The following is a 15,086-nucleotide window of genomic DNA, read 5'->3' on the forward strand; positions in this document are numbered from 1 at the left end:
CCCCGGCGCCTGATGCCGAACGCAAACCGAAACCCTACCGCTTTACAGATTGGGCCGCGATCTAGTCATGAAATACGCCATTGCTGTTCTCACCACCCTTGGTCTCGCATTACTTGCCTGGCTGGCTGACATCCCTACGCAGTTCGGGGCCCACCCCTGGTGGGGTCAGAAAGTTCTGATGACCGGCGCCCTCATCGGCTTGGCTCTGGGCGTCGCCGTTCATTGGATCAGCAAGGGGCACATGGTGGCCGCCATTCTTTTGATCGCTACGGCCCTGGTTGGCTTCGCTGTTGCCAAATACGGGCAAACGCAATTTGCGGCGACTTTTGCCGAGGACCGATTTGCAGGCACGCTTTGGTTTTTCGGCTGGCATGTGACTTCTGCCTTTGCCTTCGCAGGCATCACAAGCCTCTGCCTTTTGCGGCGCGCACAATAGGCGCAAAATTTTGCCACTTTCATCAAGTGGCCCAGACTGCGCCACATTCGCGCCCCATTTGATTCCGATAGTCAGATCATAGTCCACAGAGACCTTGGCCAGCAGAAAGCGGCGATAACCTTCCAGAAGATGGAGTGGAACATGGCAATTGTGACGTTTCTTTTCGGCAGCTTGCTAGGTATCACCGGTGCGGTGATGCAGATGGTTCTAGGCTTTGGCGGCATAGCCGCATTGCAGACCTACACATTCTGCGCGATTGCACTCCCTGTCCTGACCCTTCTGGCACTCTCGCAGCGCAACCGCCGCGATACTGACGCTTCGGTCTCTTAACTCTCCCAATTGGGTCCCCCAACCTAATACTGACTTTACAATGGCGCCGGGGGCATCACGCCTAGTCGCGCCCATTCGAAGCGTTCGGATCCAGGACTGTCCCTCCTCTGCGACCCGAACGCTTCCCCTAAATCAAGTCTCCCTCGACTTGCGCAAAGGCACCGTCCCCCAGCGGTGCCTTTTGTGTTGTGAACAAGGCATTACGCAAACGCTCGGTGAATTAGCCCCAAAACAACTCCAAAGATTAAAAACTGCACTACAGAGGTCGAAAGCTCGATGACAATCCAAGCTGGGACTGACGGGACATTGAACTTTGCAGCTTCGGTGAAGGCCATATAGCTCGCCAAAAATAAGCCAAAAGCCAACGATAAGATCATGGCATGAGACAGCGTGACACCTGCGCCCTGCCATTGTTTTAAAGCCAGACTGATGATGCTGGCTTGAATTGCCATGGTCAGGAACCCAAGGGGCATTATGATCTGAGGCCGCATGATATCAATCTCAGCAAAATGCGCTTTGTTGATGACAAAATGCGACCCCCCCTGAACGGCAAATGTGACCACCATAAAGGCCACAACAGACACCACATGCACCATCATGACGTGGCCCCTCTTTTCCAAATCGCAAGCGCAACCCCACCCGGATCGCGCAGGAATGTGGCTGTCCCGGCAGGACCAACCAAATCCTTGGCAAGCAGGGTCGCACCATTGGCCAGTGCCTTATCCGTTTCGGCCTGCAGATCATCCACTTCGACGTAGGGCACCCAACCTGTCAGACCATCCATTTGATCGCAGATCGCCGCAAAGGGCATCTCCCCTTCTGCGGTCTGAAACGTCATCGGACCAATGTTTTGCTGAGACCATCCAAAGGTCTTTTCTAAAAACTGTTCCGTCTCGGCGCGCGCGGGGTTGAGGTTGTCAAACCAGACAAAGGGTAAGGACATAGGCTTTCCAATTCACTTTCATTTTGCAAGTGATTTATCGATACAGCGAGTCGCTTTTGATTTGCAAGTGTTTTTAGAATACCTACATTAGGCCCATGGCTCAGAAGACGGCAATTGAATGGAATGGTTGCCCGGTGCGTTATGCGGCGGGTGTCTTTGGCGACAAGTGGAGCTTTGTGCTGCTGCGCGATGTGCTTTTGCACGGCAAACGTTACTACGGAGAATTCCTTGCATCTGAAGAAGGTATCTCGACCAATATCCTTGCCACGCGTTTGGCTCAGTTGGAAGAAACGGGCATGCTGACCCGCCACAAGGACCCAGAAAAACGCAGTCGTGTCTTCTACCTACCAACGCGTAAGGCACGCGATCTGCTACCTGCTTTCTTAGGCTTGATGGTTTGGTCGGTGCAACATGACAGCGAAACTCAAGCCCCCAGCAGTTTTGCCCCTTTTTTCAATAAGGACCCGAAAGCCGCCGTGGCATGGTATGAGCTTGAAATTGACAAGGTTAATACGAAATTTTCCGGGAAAATCTGACCATTGAGTGAAATTTTCCGACTGAGGCGCTAGACCTGCCGCCCGCGCAAGATTAACCTGAGTTGTCACCGGGGGGCACTTATTGATGGCAGACGAAAATACTGAGCCTAAAAAACTCAGTCGTATTCAGCAGCGAAATCGCGAATTGATCATGAATGCTGCGCTAGACGTGTTCTCGCAGCATGGTTTTCGTGGCGCGACATTGGATCAAATTGCGGATGCTTCAGGCTTATCCAAGCCAAACATTCTGTATTATTTCAACGGCAAGGAAGACATCTATGTCACCTTGCTGAACCAAATGCTTGCCAGCTGGTTGGACCCGCTAACCGCATTGGATGAAACAGGTGATCCTATTGGCGAAATCTTGGCCTATATCGACCGCAAGATGGAAATGACGCGGCTTTTCCCACGTGAAAGCCGCTTGTTTGCCACCGAGATCATCCAAGGCGGATCGCGCGTGATGGATCACATCGCAACCGACATCAAACCCCTATTTGATGAAAAGGCCGCCGTTATTCAGGGCTGGTCGGATTCAGGGCGCTTGGCCCCTATTGATGCACACCAACTGCTGACATCGATTTGGTCGACAACACAGCACTATGCGGACTTTGATGCGCAGCTTGCGGTCTTGCTTGGCCCCCGTGAACAGGTTCTGGAGAATGGTAAAGCCTATCTGAACACGCTTTTTGAAAAGGCTTTGCGTCCGGACTGATCTAAGTACTGACCGTTTATCAGATTGCTAATACGAAAAGAGCGCCCCAAGAGGCGCTCTTTCTTTTGATATCAATCGGTCGCTTATTTTTCTGGCAGCAAGCCATGCGGGCTAAACCGCAAGACCAACAGCAGGATCAGACCCATCGTGAACGGACGCAGATATGCGACCCGATCCAGCAGGCCTTCGCGGATCGGCGATGTCGCGTCCATGCCAGAGGTCAATGTGTTCACAAGGAAGATAGAGATCGGTTCGACCTCGACCCATAGGAACCAAATGAACATACCGCCCAGAACAGCGCCCCAGTTGTTACCAGAGCCGCCCACAATCACCATCACCCATACAAGGAAGGTGAAGCGCAGCGGTTGGTAGGACGCTGGTGTCAGCTGACCATCAAGCGTTGTCATCATTGCACCGGCGATGCCACAGATTGCAGCCCCCAGAACAAAGATTTGCAAATGGCGCGCTGTCACGTCTTTGCCCATGGCCTCAGACGCTGTCTCGTTGTCACGGATGGCGCGCATCATGCGGCCCCATGGCGAGTTCAACGCCAGTTGCATCAGGGTCACGATCAGCACGATCACCGCGATGAAAAGCACCGCATAAAGCAGTTTCACAAAGATGGTCGAACCGGTGACCGGATCCGCACCAATGCGTTCCATCCAGCTGACAAAGCCTTCGGACTGCTGCAAATCAACTTCGTAGGGCACAGGACGTGGAAGACCGTTGACGTTTTTAACGCCGCGGCTAAGCCAGTCTTCGTTCTTTAGAACCGCGATGATGATCTCACCAATACCAAGCGTGGCAATCGCAAGATAGTCAGACCGCAGGCCCAAGGCTGTTTTACCGATGAGCCAAGCTACGCCAGCCGCAAACAGACCTCCGACAGGCCATGCGATCAGAACCGGCAGGCCCAGACCACCCAGGAAGCCCGCTTGCGCTGGGTTCACAGCTTCGATTGCGGCAACCGCTGGATCAAAGAGTGCACGGAAGGCAAAGAAGCCTCCGATCAGCCAGATTGCAACGATCAACCCGCGCGGCAGGTTTTTAGGCAGGCGTGACCAGCCAATGATCGCGCCAGCGATCACACCAACGGCCAGCAATAGAGATATCAGGATTTGCATCCCGCCGGCTTCCCAAGCATCACCAACTGGTGACACAGAGGTCAGCACAACGGACAGGCCGCCCAAAGCGACAAAACCCACAACACCCACATTGAAAAGGCCGGCGTAGCCCCATTGCAGGTTTACACCTAGCGCCATGATAGCAGAGATCAGACCAAAGTTCAGGATGAAGAGCGCATTGTTCCAGGATTCAAAGATACCCACGCCAAGGATGAGCGCACCCATGATGGCGAAATAGAGTGGAGCACGAGAATTTGTCATACCGCTTTCCCCTTAAACAAACCGGTCGGCTTAAACAGTAGAACGATGATCAGAATGGCGAAGGACACCGCGAACTTATAGTCGGTCGACAAAAGCTGCACGAGAGTATCAGGCGACCAGCCCTCTGGCCCCAGATAGGTCACGACCTTCTTAAAGGCATAGGTCAGCGTCACCTCAGAAAAGGCGATGACAAACCCACCCGCGATGGCGCCAAGTGGTGATCCCAGACCACCAACAATCGCGGAGGCAAAGATCGGCAGTAGAAGCTGCATAAAGACGAAAGGCTTAAAGCTTTTGTCCAGACCATAAAGCGTGCCAGCTACGGTGGCCAAAGCCGCCACAACCAACCAAGTGATCATCACAACACGCTCTGGGTTGATGCCTGAAAGCAGCGCCAAATCTTCGTTGTCTGAATAAGCACGCATCGATTTACCTGTGCGAGTCTTGTTCAGGAACCAGAAGAGCAGAGCCACTGTTGCAACTGCTACGACAAGCGTAAGAACCTGCGTTGTGCGGATGGCCAGACCTTCGGAAAGACCTGTCAGCTCTTTGAATTCACGTGCTTTCATGATGAAACGCTCACCATCAGCAAAGCGACGGTCATCGGTCCCGATGATCATCCGGATAATACCGTTCATCATGAACATGACACCCATCGACACGATCACCAGCATCACCGGAGCGGCTTTTACGCGGCGGTAAAACTTATAGACCGTGCGATCCGTGAAGAGCACCATGGCCGCCGCAGCAGCGATACCAAAGGGCAAGGCCAACAAGGCGGTCGGCAAAGGCCCAAGCGAGATGCCCCAGCTTTGAAAGAGCCCCGTAAAGAGGATCACAACCATGGTGCCAAACGCCATGGTTTCACCATGCGCAAAGTTTGAGAACCGTAGAATGCCGTAGATCAGAGTAACGCCCAGCGCCCCAATCGCGAGCTGTGCGCCATAAGTTGAGGCCGGGATGATGACGAAGTTGGTGAATGCCACCAATGCATTGAGAATGTCGATCATATCAACCTCCCAGGAATGTACGGCGCACTTCAGGATTGGCCAACAAGGCCTCCCCGGTGTCCGTATAGGCATTTGCTCCTTGCACGAGCACATAACCTTTGTCTGCGATTTCAAGCGCCTGACGGGCATTCTGTTCCACCATCAAGATGGAAATACCGGCCTTAGCCACTTCGATGATCCGATCAAACAGCTCGTCCATAACGATGGGCGACACACCAGCGGTGGGTTCGTCCAGCATCAGAAGTTTCGGCTGTGTCATCAGAGCGCGCCCCACGGCGACCTGCTGGCGTTGACCACCAGAGAGTTCACCTGCGTTTTGGTTGCGCTTTTCATAGACAGCAGGGAACAGTTCATAGACCTGTTCGATGGTCTGCTCAAAGTCATCTTCGCGGATGAAAGCGCCCATTTCGAGGTTTTCACGCACGGACATGGTTGGAAAGATATTCCGAACCTGAGGGACAAAGCCCATGCCCATGTGTACGCGTTCCTGCGGACTTAGCTGGGTGATATCTTGACCATCTAGTACGACCGCGCCTTCACGCAGGTTCAACATGCCAAATACTGCTTTCATCCCGGTGGATTTCCCTGCCCCGTTCGGGCCAACGATGACGGCGATTTCGCCTTTGTCCACCGACAGTTCCAGATCATGCAGGATGTCTGGCCCGGTGCCGTAGCCCCCGGTCATATTTGTTGCAGAGAGGAAGCTCATGATGCGCCCTCCTTCTTCTTATTTTTCACACCAGTGCCCAGATAGGCTTCGATGACCTGCTCGTTGGACATGATTTCGTCCGCGGTGCCTGTCGCCATGACAGAGCCCTGTGCCATTACGATCACCGGATCGCAAAGCTGTTTGATGAAATCCATATCGTGTTCGATCATGCAGAAGGTATAGCCGCGCTCGACGTTCAGGCGCTTGATTGCATCCCCGATCGTATAAAGCAGGGTGCGGTTCACACCGGCGCCAACTTCGTCCAGGAAGACCATGCGCGCATCCACCATCATGGTGCGCCCTAGTTCCAAGAGTTTTTTCTGGCCGCCAGATACGTTGCCAGCTTTCAAATCGGCAATGTGTTCGATGGTCAGGAATTCCAGAACTTCATCGGCTTTCGCCCGTAGTGCCCGTTCTTCATCGGCAATACGTTTGCGACCGAACCATGTGTTCCACAGCGTTTCACCGTGCTGACCTGCGGGCACCATCATCAGGTTCTCGCGACAGGTCATGGAATGGAATTCATGAGCAATCTGGAAGGTTCGCAAAAGCCCTTTGTGAAAGAGGTTATGCGGCTTAAGGCCGGTGATATCTTCGCCATCAAACAGCACAGTGCCGCTTGTTGGTGTCAGAACTCCAGCAATGCAATTGAAAAGCGACGTCTTTCCCGCGCCATTCGGGCCGATCAGCCCTGTAATGGTTCCCCGTTCGATGGTCAGTGAAGCCCCATCGACTGCGCGAAATCCGCCGAAATGCATGTGTAGGTCACGCACTTCGATCATGTTGTTTGTCCCATGTTGTCATTTCCCTCTTATTGACGAGGGATAATTTAGAAAGCCCGAGGCGTTGCCCCGGGCTTTCATTGAGTGCGGCTTAGCGGTAGCCGACTGTCTCTTGCTTACCACCGACAGTCTTAATGACGCGGTAGGAACCGGAAGCTTCACCCGGCTCGATCAGCTCTACAGCGGATGCGCCAACCAGATCGATTTCGCCACCGTCTGCTAGGATTTGAAGTGCTTTTGCCAGTTCACCTGGGAAGATTTGCTCTCCTGGTGCGTTTGCAACGTCAAACATTTTGTCTTTGTAAACTGCAGGATCGTTAGAACCCGCCGCTTGCATCGCCAAAAGCATGATCGCAGCTGCGTCGTAGGACTCAGGAGAGAAAGGTGCAGTTGCGTCAAAGCCGTTAGCTTCACCGATTGGCGTGTACAGATCACCACCTGGTGCATTTGAACCAGGAACCTGCCCCATGGAGCCGTCTAGATCGGAACCAAAGTTGGCTTCGGTTGCGTGGCCAACCATCGCATCTGGCAGGTGGAACAGATCAAAAGCGCCGGTGTCCAATGCACCTTGAATGATGCCTTTACCACCTTGGTCTGCGTAACCCGCAACAACCAGAAGATCACCGCCAGCGGACGCAAGCGCGCCAACTTCTGCAGAGTAGTCACCTTTGCCATCTTCGTGAGATGTATTGATTGTGACGGAACCGCCATTAGCAGTGAATGATGCTTCGAACGCATCAGCCAAACCTTTGCCGTAGTCGTTGTTTGTGTAGGTCACAGCAACTGACTTGATGCCTTCTTCCAGCAGGATTTCCGCCATAACAGCACCCTGACGCGCGTCAGATGGTGTCGCACGGAAGAACAAACCGTTGTCTTCAATTGTAGACAGCGCTGGGGAAGTCGCGGATGGGGAAATCATCACCATGCCGTTTGGAACCGCAACGTTTTGCAGCGCCGCAGTTGTTGCACCAGAGCAAAGCGCACCGATGATTCCGGAAACACCGTCAGAGGTCACAAAGCGTTCCGCAACAGATGTCGCAATCGCAGCGTCTGCACAGGTTGAGTCACCTTCAACCATGGTCAGTTTTTTGCCGCCAAGGAAAAGGCCGCTTTCTGCGACTTCTTTTACAGCAGCGCGCGCGCCACCTGCCATTGGAGGCGCATAAGATTCAGCCGGGCCAGAGAAGCCAAGCATCAAGCCAACTTTAACTTCATCAGAGTGGCCAGCAGCATGTGCAGACCCTGCGACAAGTGCTGTCGCGGCTGAAGCGAGAAGGAATTTTTTCATTTGGTTTTTTCTCCCTATTGGAACTTTGTCCTGAAGAAGAACCTAAATTGGAGAAATCAATTTTAAAAGAGGAAGGTTACGGCGCAACCGGTCCTCACTAAATCTTAACAAATCCAAAACCGCCAAAACTGAAAATTTTCCGATCCTCGAAGCCGCAAACAGTGAATTTCAGACTCTGCCATCGGAATATTCACAAAATTTTTTAAAATTGATAAAAAAATTCGATCACCCGGATACAATAATTATATCATTTTTATTCAGTTTCCGACGAATTGAGTTCGGAATCTAAGTGGAATCATCTCAATTTCGCGAATTTCCTAAAGCAAACCGCGCTCACTCGCGCGCTTAAAGGCAGTGCACAAGCTGCCTCATTGAGGACGTATTAAATGAGGGGCCGAAGCCCCTCAATCGATTATTTTGTAAACTTCGGCATCTGACTGACCAACTTCTGCGTATAGGCATCAGTAGGCTGTTCAAATATGGCTTCTGTTTCCGCAACCTCCATCAATTCGCCAAAGCGCATGACGCCAATGCGATCGCACATCTGACGGATCACTGGCAGATCGTGGCTGATGAACAGCAGCGTCAGGTTCAACTCTTCCTGAAGGTCTTTTAGCAAGTTCAGAATCTGCGCCTGAATAGACACATCCAGCGCTGAAGTTGGCTCATCACAGATCAGGAACCGTGGGCGGGTGGCCAAAGCACGGGCAATCGAAATCCGCTGACGCTGACCGCCAGAGAATTCATGCGGGTACTTGCGTGCCGCATCTTTGCCCAGACCAACAAGTTCCAGCAGGTCGCCAACGATCTCGTTGCGCTCTTCTGTTCCAGAGGTCAGCTTGTTCACGATCATCGGCTCAGCAATGATCGATCCGATTTTCATACGCCCATTCAGCGACGAATACGGGTCTTGGAAAACCATCTGAATGTCCTGACGGGCATCGATGGCTTCTTGTTTTCCGGATGCGCCGGTCAGGTCTTTACCTGCAAAACGCATCTCGCCGCTGGTGGCTGGATGAATGCCGGTCAACACGCGGGCAACGGTGGATTTACCTGATCCACTTTCCCCAACCAGACCAAAGGTCTCGCCTGCTTTGACGTCAAAGCTGATCGATTTGATCGCGTCCACATAGGTGCGGTTGCGTTCAAGAAAAGCGTTTTGCACCAAGAAGCGTTTGCTGAGGTTTTTGACCTCAAGCAATGTGCCGCCCTTTGGATCATGCGCTTCACCCGAGGCCAACCAGTGACCTTTCAGATCAAAGTTCTGCAAGGCTGACCCGTCGCTTTCCGCCAAGGCCACCTTTGGGAACCGGTGGATCTTGATGTTGGACGGAGGCACAGCCGCGATCAAAGACTGTGTGTAAGGTTCCTTCGGATTATGCATCACTTGCTCGGTTTCACCGACCTCGATCAGCTCGCCCTTATACATCACCGCCACGCGATCTGCTGTCTCTGCGATCACGCCCATGTCGTGCGTCACAAGGATCACGCCCAGATTGCGTTCGCGGCAAAGGTCTTTGATCAGCTGCAAAATCTGCGCCTGGATGGTCACGTCCAAAGCCGTTGTTGGCTCGTCCGCGATGATCATTTCAGGTTCGACAGAAAGGGCCAGTGCAATCACAACCCGCTGACGCATCCCACCAGAGAACTGGTGCGGATACTGTTTGATCCGTTGTGGCGCATCAGGGATGCCCACTTGCTCTAGCAGATCAATCGCGCGCTTTTCCGCCTCAGACCGGCTCAACTTCAAGTGTGTCAGAATGGTTTCCACCAACTGATACTCGATGGTCTCGATCGGATTGAGCGAGGTCATCGGGTCTTGGAAAATCATAGAGATCCGCTTACCGCGGATTGTGCGGAAGGTGGATTTGTCGAGTTGATCGATGCGTTCGCCGTTCAGCCAGACCTCGCCAGAGGCCAGACGTCCGGGCGCTTGCAACAGGTTGAGAACCGCGTTGCCTACAGTGGATTTTCCTGCGCCGGATTCCCCGACGAGGCCTAGGATTTCGCCCTCTGCCACGTTCAGGCTGACGTCTTTGACCGACGTAAAGACCCCATGCCGTCCCGGGAACTCGACGACCATGTTTTTGATATCTAGCAATGCCATCTTAGTCGTCCAGTTTCGGGTTAAGTGCGTCACGCAGCCAGTCACCGAGCAGGTTGACCGAAAGCGCCAGCAACAAAAGCGTCATGGAAGGGAAGAGCAGAATCCACCACTCGCCTGAGAAGAGATACCCCTGCCCGATGCGAATAAGTGTGCCCAGTGATGGTTGGGTTGGCGGTGCACCTACGCCAAGGAACGACAGCGTCGCCTCAGCGATGATCGCCAGCGCCAAGGAAATGGTCGCAATAACCAGAACCGGAGACAGCACGTTTGGTAGGATATGCTTAAAGATAATAGCGATAGGACCACGACCGATGAGGATCGCAGCTTCGACATATTCTTTCTTCTTCTCGACCAAGGCAGCGCCGCGCACAACGCGGGCAAATTGCACCCAATCGGACAGCCCGATGGAGATGATCAGAACCCAGATCGCCATCTGATCGCGCAGATGGATTGGGGTAAAGCCCTTGGCAATACCAAAGATCAGCATCGCAACCATGATGGATGGGAAGGTCAGCTGAACGTCCGCTATCCGCATTATGATCGAATCCGTCCTGCCACCCACGTAGGCCGCAGTCAGACCCAGAATAACCCCAATCACCAAGGCAAAAAGAACAGCCAAGACACCAACCAGAAGGGAGACCCGCATACCGTACAAGATGGTCGACAGAACATCACGACCCTGATCATCGGTCCCCAGCAGGAAGGTATCACCCGTAAAGGCATTAGGTTCGTTCGGCGCTGAGAAGCCATTCATCAGGTTCAAAGACCCCGGATCAAATGGGTTATACGGCGCTAGAAGCGGTGCAAAGACAGCCGATAGGATCAGTGAAAGGGCCACAATGGTAGAGACGACAGCCACTGGAGAGCGGCGGAACGACCAAAACAAGTCGCTGTCAATTGCGCGTTTAAGAGCGTCCATGATTACTCTCCCTTTCCGTCACGCAGACGTGGATCGATCGCTAGATACAGCATGTCCACGAGGAAATTGATGGTCACAAACATCACAGAGATCATCATTAGATAGCTTGCCATGACGGGGATATCGACGAATTGCACCGAATCGATGAACAGCAGACCAACACCCGGCCACTGGAATACGGTTTCTGTAATGATCGAGAAGGCAATGATCGATCCAATCTGCAGACCAGCTACAGTGATTACAGGGATCAACGTGTTTTTCACGGCATGTCGGAAATTGATTGCGCGTTCGCTCAGACCGCGGGCGCGGGCAAAGCGGATGTAGTCTTGACGCAGAACTTCTGACATCTCAGATCGTACAAGACGCATGATCAACGTCATCTGATAAAGCCCCAGCGTAATTGCGGGCAAAATCAGAGATTTTAATCCTGAGGCTGTAAGCAATCCAGTTGTCCACCAGCCCAGATCAACGGTTTCACCACGTCCAAAGCTCGGGAGCCATTTCAGCTCGACCGCGAAGACATAGATCAACAGAATGCCGATCAGGAAGGTTGGCAAAGATACACCAACCAACGATGTGGTTAGAATGAAATTGGTGATGAACCCTTTGCGGTTGATCGCCGTGTAGATGCCCAAAATGATGCCGAGCACCATGGCAAAAACCGCAGAAACCATCGCCAGTTCAAGCGTTGCAGGCAAGCGCTCTAGGATGATGTCCAAAGCTGGACGCCCCTGCCGGAAACTTACCCCTACGTCCCCTTGCAGCGCACCTGTGATGAAATTCCAATATTGCACCAGAAACGGATCATTTAGACCCAGAATTTCGCGCAAACGTTCGATGTCTGCTCCGGTGCGCTCTTGTCCCAGCATGTTGTCGATCGGATCGCCAACAAAGCGGAACATACTAAAAGCAACAAACCCCACGGTCAGCAACACAAGCACTGACTGGAGGGCGCGCTTCACAATATATGCAAGCATGTTTTGTCCCCAAAGACGCCGCCCCCAGCAAAAGGCAGGAGGCGGCGCATGTTTTTAAGTTTTTAGTTCAGTGTGAAGTATTTCATCTTCGGCTGATCTTCTGGCTGCACAACGGTGTTCACCTTGGCAGAGGTACCCCAGTTCAGAACCTGGTGGTGGATTGGCAGATACAGCACGTCTTCTTGAACTTGGCCCCAGATCTCCGCGATCGTTGCGTCGCGCTTGGCTAGGTCTGTTTCAGACGCCAGGGATACGATCTTTGCATCCAGCTCTGGGTTGGAATAGCGAGTGCCGTTCCAGGAACCGCGCTTTTCGCCCTTGGTGTGAACCAGGAAGTTAAAGATGTATTCGGAGTCGAATGTCGGAACACCCCAACCCAGCATGTAGAAATCAGTTTCGCCATTGTTGATCTGTGGGAAGTGCTGCGCCTTCGGCTTTGCATCCAGATTAATGTCGATACCGATTTGCGCCATCATGCCAACAGTCGCCTGACAGATCGCTTCATCGTTGATGTAGCGGTCGTTCGGGCAATGCAGCGTCACAGAGAAGCCGTCGCCATAGCCAGCTTCAGCCATCAGCGCTTTTGCTGCATCCATGCCGCCAGCTGGAATTGTGTCCAAAGCTTCGGTCCAGCCGTTCACAAACGGAGGCATCGCGATGCCCGCAGGGATGGACTGATCACGCATAACGACCTTTTTGATCGCATCGCGGTTGATCGCCATGTTCATCGCCTGACGCACACGAACGTCTGCGAATGGGTTTGCACCTTCAACGTTATCTGTTGCGAGATCCGCATCACCTTGGTTCAGACCCAAGAAGATTACACGGTTCTGAGGTGCAGTGATGACTTTGAGGTTCGCGTCGCCTGCGACACGGCCAAGGTCTTGCACTGGAACGTCTTGGATGAAGTCAACTTCGCCAGACAGCAACGCAGCAACACGGGTCGCTGGGTTTTTGATTGGTGTGTAGTTGATTTTGGTGATTTCCAGAGGGAACTGACCTTGACCCCAGTAACCATCATAGGCTTCCAGAACTGTCAGAGAGTCCGCTGCACGGGACACCAGCTGATATGCACCAGTACCGTTAGTGTTGCGGGACGCCCAAGTTTCTTCGCCGCCTTCAACGTCTTGAACTTTCACCGCATCGTTTGCTTCTGTCCAAGTCTTGTCCATGATGAACAGGTTGGTCAGGTTGGATGCCATGATTGGGTTTGGACCGTCGGTTTCGATCTCAACGCTGTATTTACCGGTTGCGCGCACTTCTTTCACAGAAGACAGCAGTTCTTTCATGTTGCTGTCAGGTGACATCGCACGGTTCATAGAGAAGACAACGTCTTCTGAATCAAACTCTGCGCCATCGTGGAAAGTCACACCTTCACGCAGAGTGAATTCCCAAACGTTTGGGTTGTCGGCGCTTGGACCCCAGTCGGTCGCCAAAGCAGCTTCGACCGCACCGGTGCTGTCGCGCAGTAGGAGCGGCTCATATATTTGGTGGGCCAGAGTATGTGTCGGGCCTTCGTTCTGAGCATGCGGGTCCATAGTCAGGCTATCGCCCGCACGTGCCCAGTTCAGAGTTTCAGCAGCAGCGAAGCTCGTCGTTGCAAGCAGTGCGGCCGTGGCAGTTGTTGTGATTCTTTTTAGCAAAGTTTGTCCTCCATTGCTGAACACGCGGTGAAGCCGCGTTTTTTTAGAACATTCGAGATCATTTTTTGTTAGCGCTGACAGTGAGTTGGAAGTGTTTTTTCTAAACTTGCAGAACCACTGCATTTTTTTCTGACTCACCATATTTCGGCATAGGTCTCGAACCTTCCGAAGGTTAAGTATAGATCATAAGGACAATCTAATGCAAAATTGTCATACATCATGAGGAAGGCAGAAACGCATGACGTTTAGACAACTGGAAGTGTTCTTAGCCGTTGTGCGCTTAGGAACAGTTTCAACGGCGGCTGATTACTTGGGAATCACGCAATCTGGCGCCAGTCGAATGGTTTCCGAATTGGAGAACAACGTCGGCTTTGCATTATTCCATCGCGCCGGGCGCGGGTTGGAAATCACCCAGCAAGGGCGATCGTTTCACCAGCAGGTTGAGCGCTATTTCGATGGTATGGATGCGCTGAACGATGCGGTGCGTATGATCCGTTCGGGCATCATTCGCATCCTGCGCATTGCCTGCCTGCCGACGCTTTCTACATCTGTCCTGCCCAAAGCAGTCAAAACACTGCGAGACGAATTCCCAGACATCGCCATAGAGATCGAAACCGTCGACTACGCTGTTGGCATTTCGCTTTTGAAAAACCGCCGTGTGGATATCATGGTCTCCTTCCTTATGGATGAAATCGATGGTGTGACGGTATCGAAGCTGGCCGAAACCTGCTGTGTCCTTGCCACGCGCGAAGAACATCCTTTAGCCAAAAAGAACGTCGTCACAATTGGAGATTTGCAAGACACAGAGGTTCTGGGGCAAATCCCCAACCAGGTGATCGTGCCCGGCCAAGACCCAACGTCAGAGATGCGTGAAAATCTATTGTCCGACAATTCCAAAAACATTTGGTGTCATACCTCTTCGACACGATATGCGATGGTCGCGACAGGATTGGCACCTTCTGTGGCGGAACCCTTCGCAAGCCCACTTTTCCGCAGCCAAGGCGTTGTCGTGCGTAAATTCGAACCCCCTTTGCCATTGAAATACGGGTTTGCCGCTTACTCTGACATCTGGGATTCACCAGAGGTCCAATTGTTCAAAACAGCACTACAGGACGAATTTCGCGCTTTTTCTCAGCATGAGAACATTGATATCAACGTATTTGAAGAGTGAGCCATACACCTAAGCCAGCCCTATGCCACATCGGGCTTGCGGATTGAAACTACGTGAAAAAGGGATGGTGAACCCCTTGCCTTCCCTGTATGAGGTCACAAATCTGAGGCAGAGACCGGAATTATTCGCTTTCATGCC

At 52.6% G+C, this 15,086-nt stretch carries 16 protein-coding genes; 5 read left to right on the top strand and 11 right to left on the bottom strand.

Annotation, left to right across the window (positions count from 1 at the left end):
- Window positions 1-67 precede the first annotated feature (67 nt).
- Window positions 68-436 carry a hypothetical protein gene (locus JXQ85_RS09795; protein WP_421748717.1) on the top strand — a complete coding sequence of 123 codons (369 nt, stop codon included), beginning with the start codon at window positions 68-70 and terminating at the stop codon, window positions 434-436.
- A gap of 141 nt (window positions 437-577) precedes the next feature.
- Window positions 578-766, top strand: coding sequence for a hypothetical protein (locus JXQ85_RS09800; protein WP_421748718.1), 189 nt, complete (start codon window positions 578-580; stop codon window positions 764-766).
- 200 nt (window positions 767-966) lie between these two features.
- Here the strand turns inward: JXQ85_RS09800 and JXQ85_RS09805 are convergent, their stop codons facing one another.
- Together JXQ85_RS09805 and JXQ85_RS09810 are read right to left on the bottom strand one after the other, a co-directional pair.
- Window positions 967-1,365: a hypothetical protein gene (locus tag JXQ85_RS09805; protein ID WP_421748719.1), complete on the bottom strand. Its 399-nt coding sequence runs from the start codon at window positions 1,363-1,365 to the stop codon at window positions 967-969.
- A complete protein-coding gene (locus JXQ85_RS09810) occupies window positions 1,362-1,709 on the bottom strand; it encodes a VOC family protein (protein ID WP_421748720.1) in 348 nt (115 codons plus the stop codon). Before JXQ85_RS09810 ends, JXQ85_RS09805 begins: the two co-directional genes overlap by 4 nt.
- 95 nt (window positions 1,710-1,804) lie before the next feature.
- Here JXQ85_RS09810 and JXQ85_RS09815 point away from each other — a divergent pair, with 95 nt between their 5' ends.
- The gene (locus JXQ85_RS09815) at window positions 1,805-2,245 is read left to right on the top strand and encodes a winged helix-turn-helix transcriptional regulator (protein WP_421748721.1); all 441 of its coding nucleotides are present in this window, start codon (window positions 1,805-1,807) and stop codon (window positions 2,243-2,245) included.
- An 85-nt stretch (window positions 2,246-2,330) separates the two neighbouring features.
- Window positions 2,331-2,957: a TetR family transcriptional regulator C-terminal domain-containing protein gene (locus JXQ85_RS09820; protein WP_421748722.1), complete on the top strand. Its 627-nt coding sequence runs from the start codon at window positions 2,331-2,333 to the stop codon at window positions 2,955-2,957.
- 83 nt (window positions 2,958-3,040) lie between these two features.
- Here the strand turns inward: JXQ85_RS09820 and JXQ85_RS09825 are convergent, their stop codons facing one another.
- From JXQ85_RS09825 to JXQ85_RS09865, 9 genes are all read right to left on the bottom strand, one after another.
- On the bottom strand, window positions 3,041-4,342 hold the full coding sequence (locus tag JXQ85_RS09825; protein WP_421748723.1) for a branched-chain amino acid ABC transporter permease: 1,302 nt from the start codon (window positions 4,340-4,342) through the stop codon (window positions 3,041-3,043).
- Window positions 4,339-5,349, bottom strand: coding sequence for a branched-chain amino acid ABC transporter permease (locus JXQ85_RS09830; protein ID WP_421749051.1), 1,011 nt, complete (start codon window positions 5,347-5,349; stop codon window positions 4,339-4,341). Before JXQ85_RS09830 ends, JXQ85_RS09825 begins: the two co-directional genes overlap by 4 nt.
- Window positions 5,350-5,353: 4 nt before the next feature.
- Window positions 5,354-6,061 (bottom strand): ABC transporter ATP-binding protein, encoded by a 708-nt coding sequence (locus JXQ85_RS09835; RefSeq protein ID WP_421748724.1) that lies wholly within the window; start codon window positions 6,059-6,061, stop codon window positions 5,354-5,356.
- On the bottom strand, window positions 6,058-6,843 hold the full coding sequence (locus tag JXQ85_RS09840) for an ABC transporter ATP-binding protein (protein WP_421748725.1): 786 nt from the start codon (window positions 6,841-6,843) through the stop codon (window positions 6,058-6,060). Before JXQ85_RS09840 ends, JXQ85_RS09835 begins: the two co-directional genes overlap by 4 nt.
- 91 nt (window positions 6,844-6,934) lie before the next feature.
- Entirely contained in the window at window positions 6,935-8,131 is a 1,197-nt protein-coding gene (locus tag JXQ85_RS09845; RefSeq protein ID WP_421748726.1) for an ABC transporter substrate-binding protein, read from the bottom strand.
- Between the two features lie 412 nt (window positions 8,132-8,543).
- A complete protein-coding gene (locus JXQ85_RS09850) occupies window positions 8,544-10,238 on the bottom strand; it encodes an ABC transporter ATP-binding protein (protein ID WP_421748727.1) in 1,695 nt (564 codons plus the stop codon).
- A gap of 1 nt (window position 10,239) precedes the next feature.
- Window positions 10,240-11,157 (bottom strand): ABC transporter permease, encoded by a 918-nt coding sequence (locus tag JXQ85_RS09855; RefSeq protein WP_421748728.1) that lies wholly within the window; start codon window positions 11,155-11,157, stop codon window positions 10,240-10,242.
- 2 nt (window positions 11,158-11,159) lie between these two features.
- The gene (locus JXQ85_RS09860; protein WP_421748729.1) at window positions 11,160-12,134 is read right to left on the bottom strand and encodes an ABC transporter permease; all 975 of its coding nucleotides are present in this window, start codon (window positions 12,132-12,134) and stop codon (window positions 11,160-11,162) included.
- 62 nt (window positions 12,135-12,196) lie between these two features.
- Complete coding sequence (locus tag JXQ85_RS09865; RefSeq protein WP_421748730.1) at window positions 12,197-13,777, bottom strand: ABC transporter substrate-binding protein; 1,581 nt, start codon at window positions 13,775-13,777, stop codon at window positions 12,197-12,199.
- Between the two features lie 238 nt (window positions 13,778-14,015).
- Between JXQ85_RS09865 and JXQ85_RS09870 the strand changes: the two genes are divergently transcribed.
- The gene (locus tag JXQ85_RS09870) at window positions 14,016-14,948 is read left to right on the top strand and encodes a LysR family transcriptional regulator (protein WP_421748731.1); all 933 of its coding nucleotides are present in this window, start codon (window positions 14,016-14,018) and stop codon (window positions 14,946-14,948) included.
- The last annotated feature ends 138 nt before the right edge of the window (window positions 14,949-15,086 follow it).

It is taken from the genome of Cognatishimia sp. (assembly GCF_049116455.1).
Classification (GTDB): Bacteria; Pseudomonadota; Alphaproteobacteria; order Rhodobacterales; family Rhodobacteraceae; genus Cognatishimia.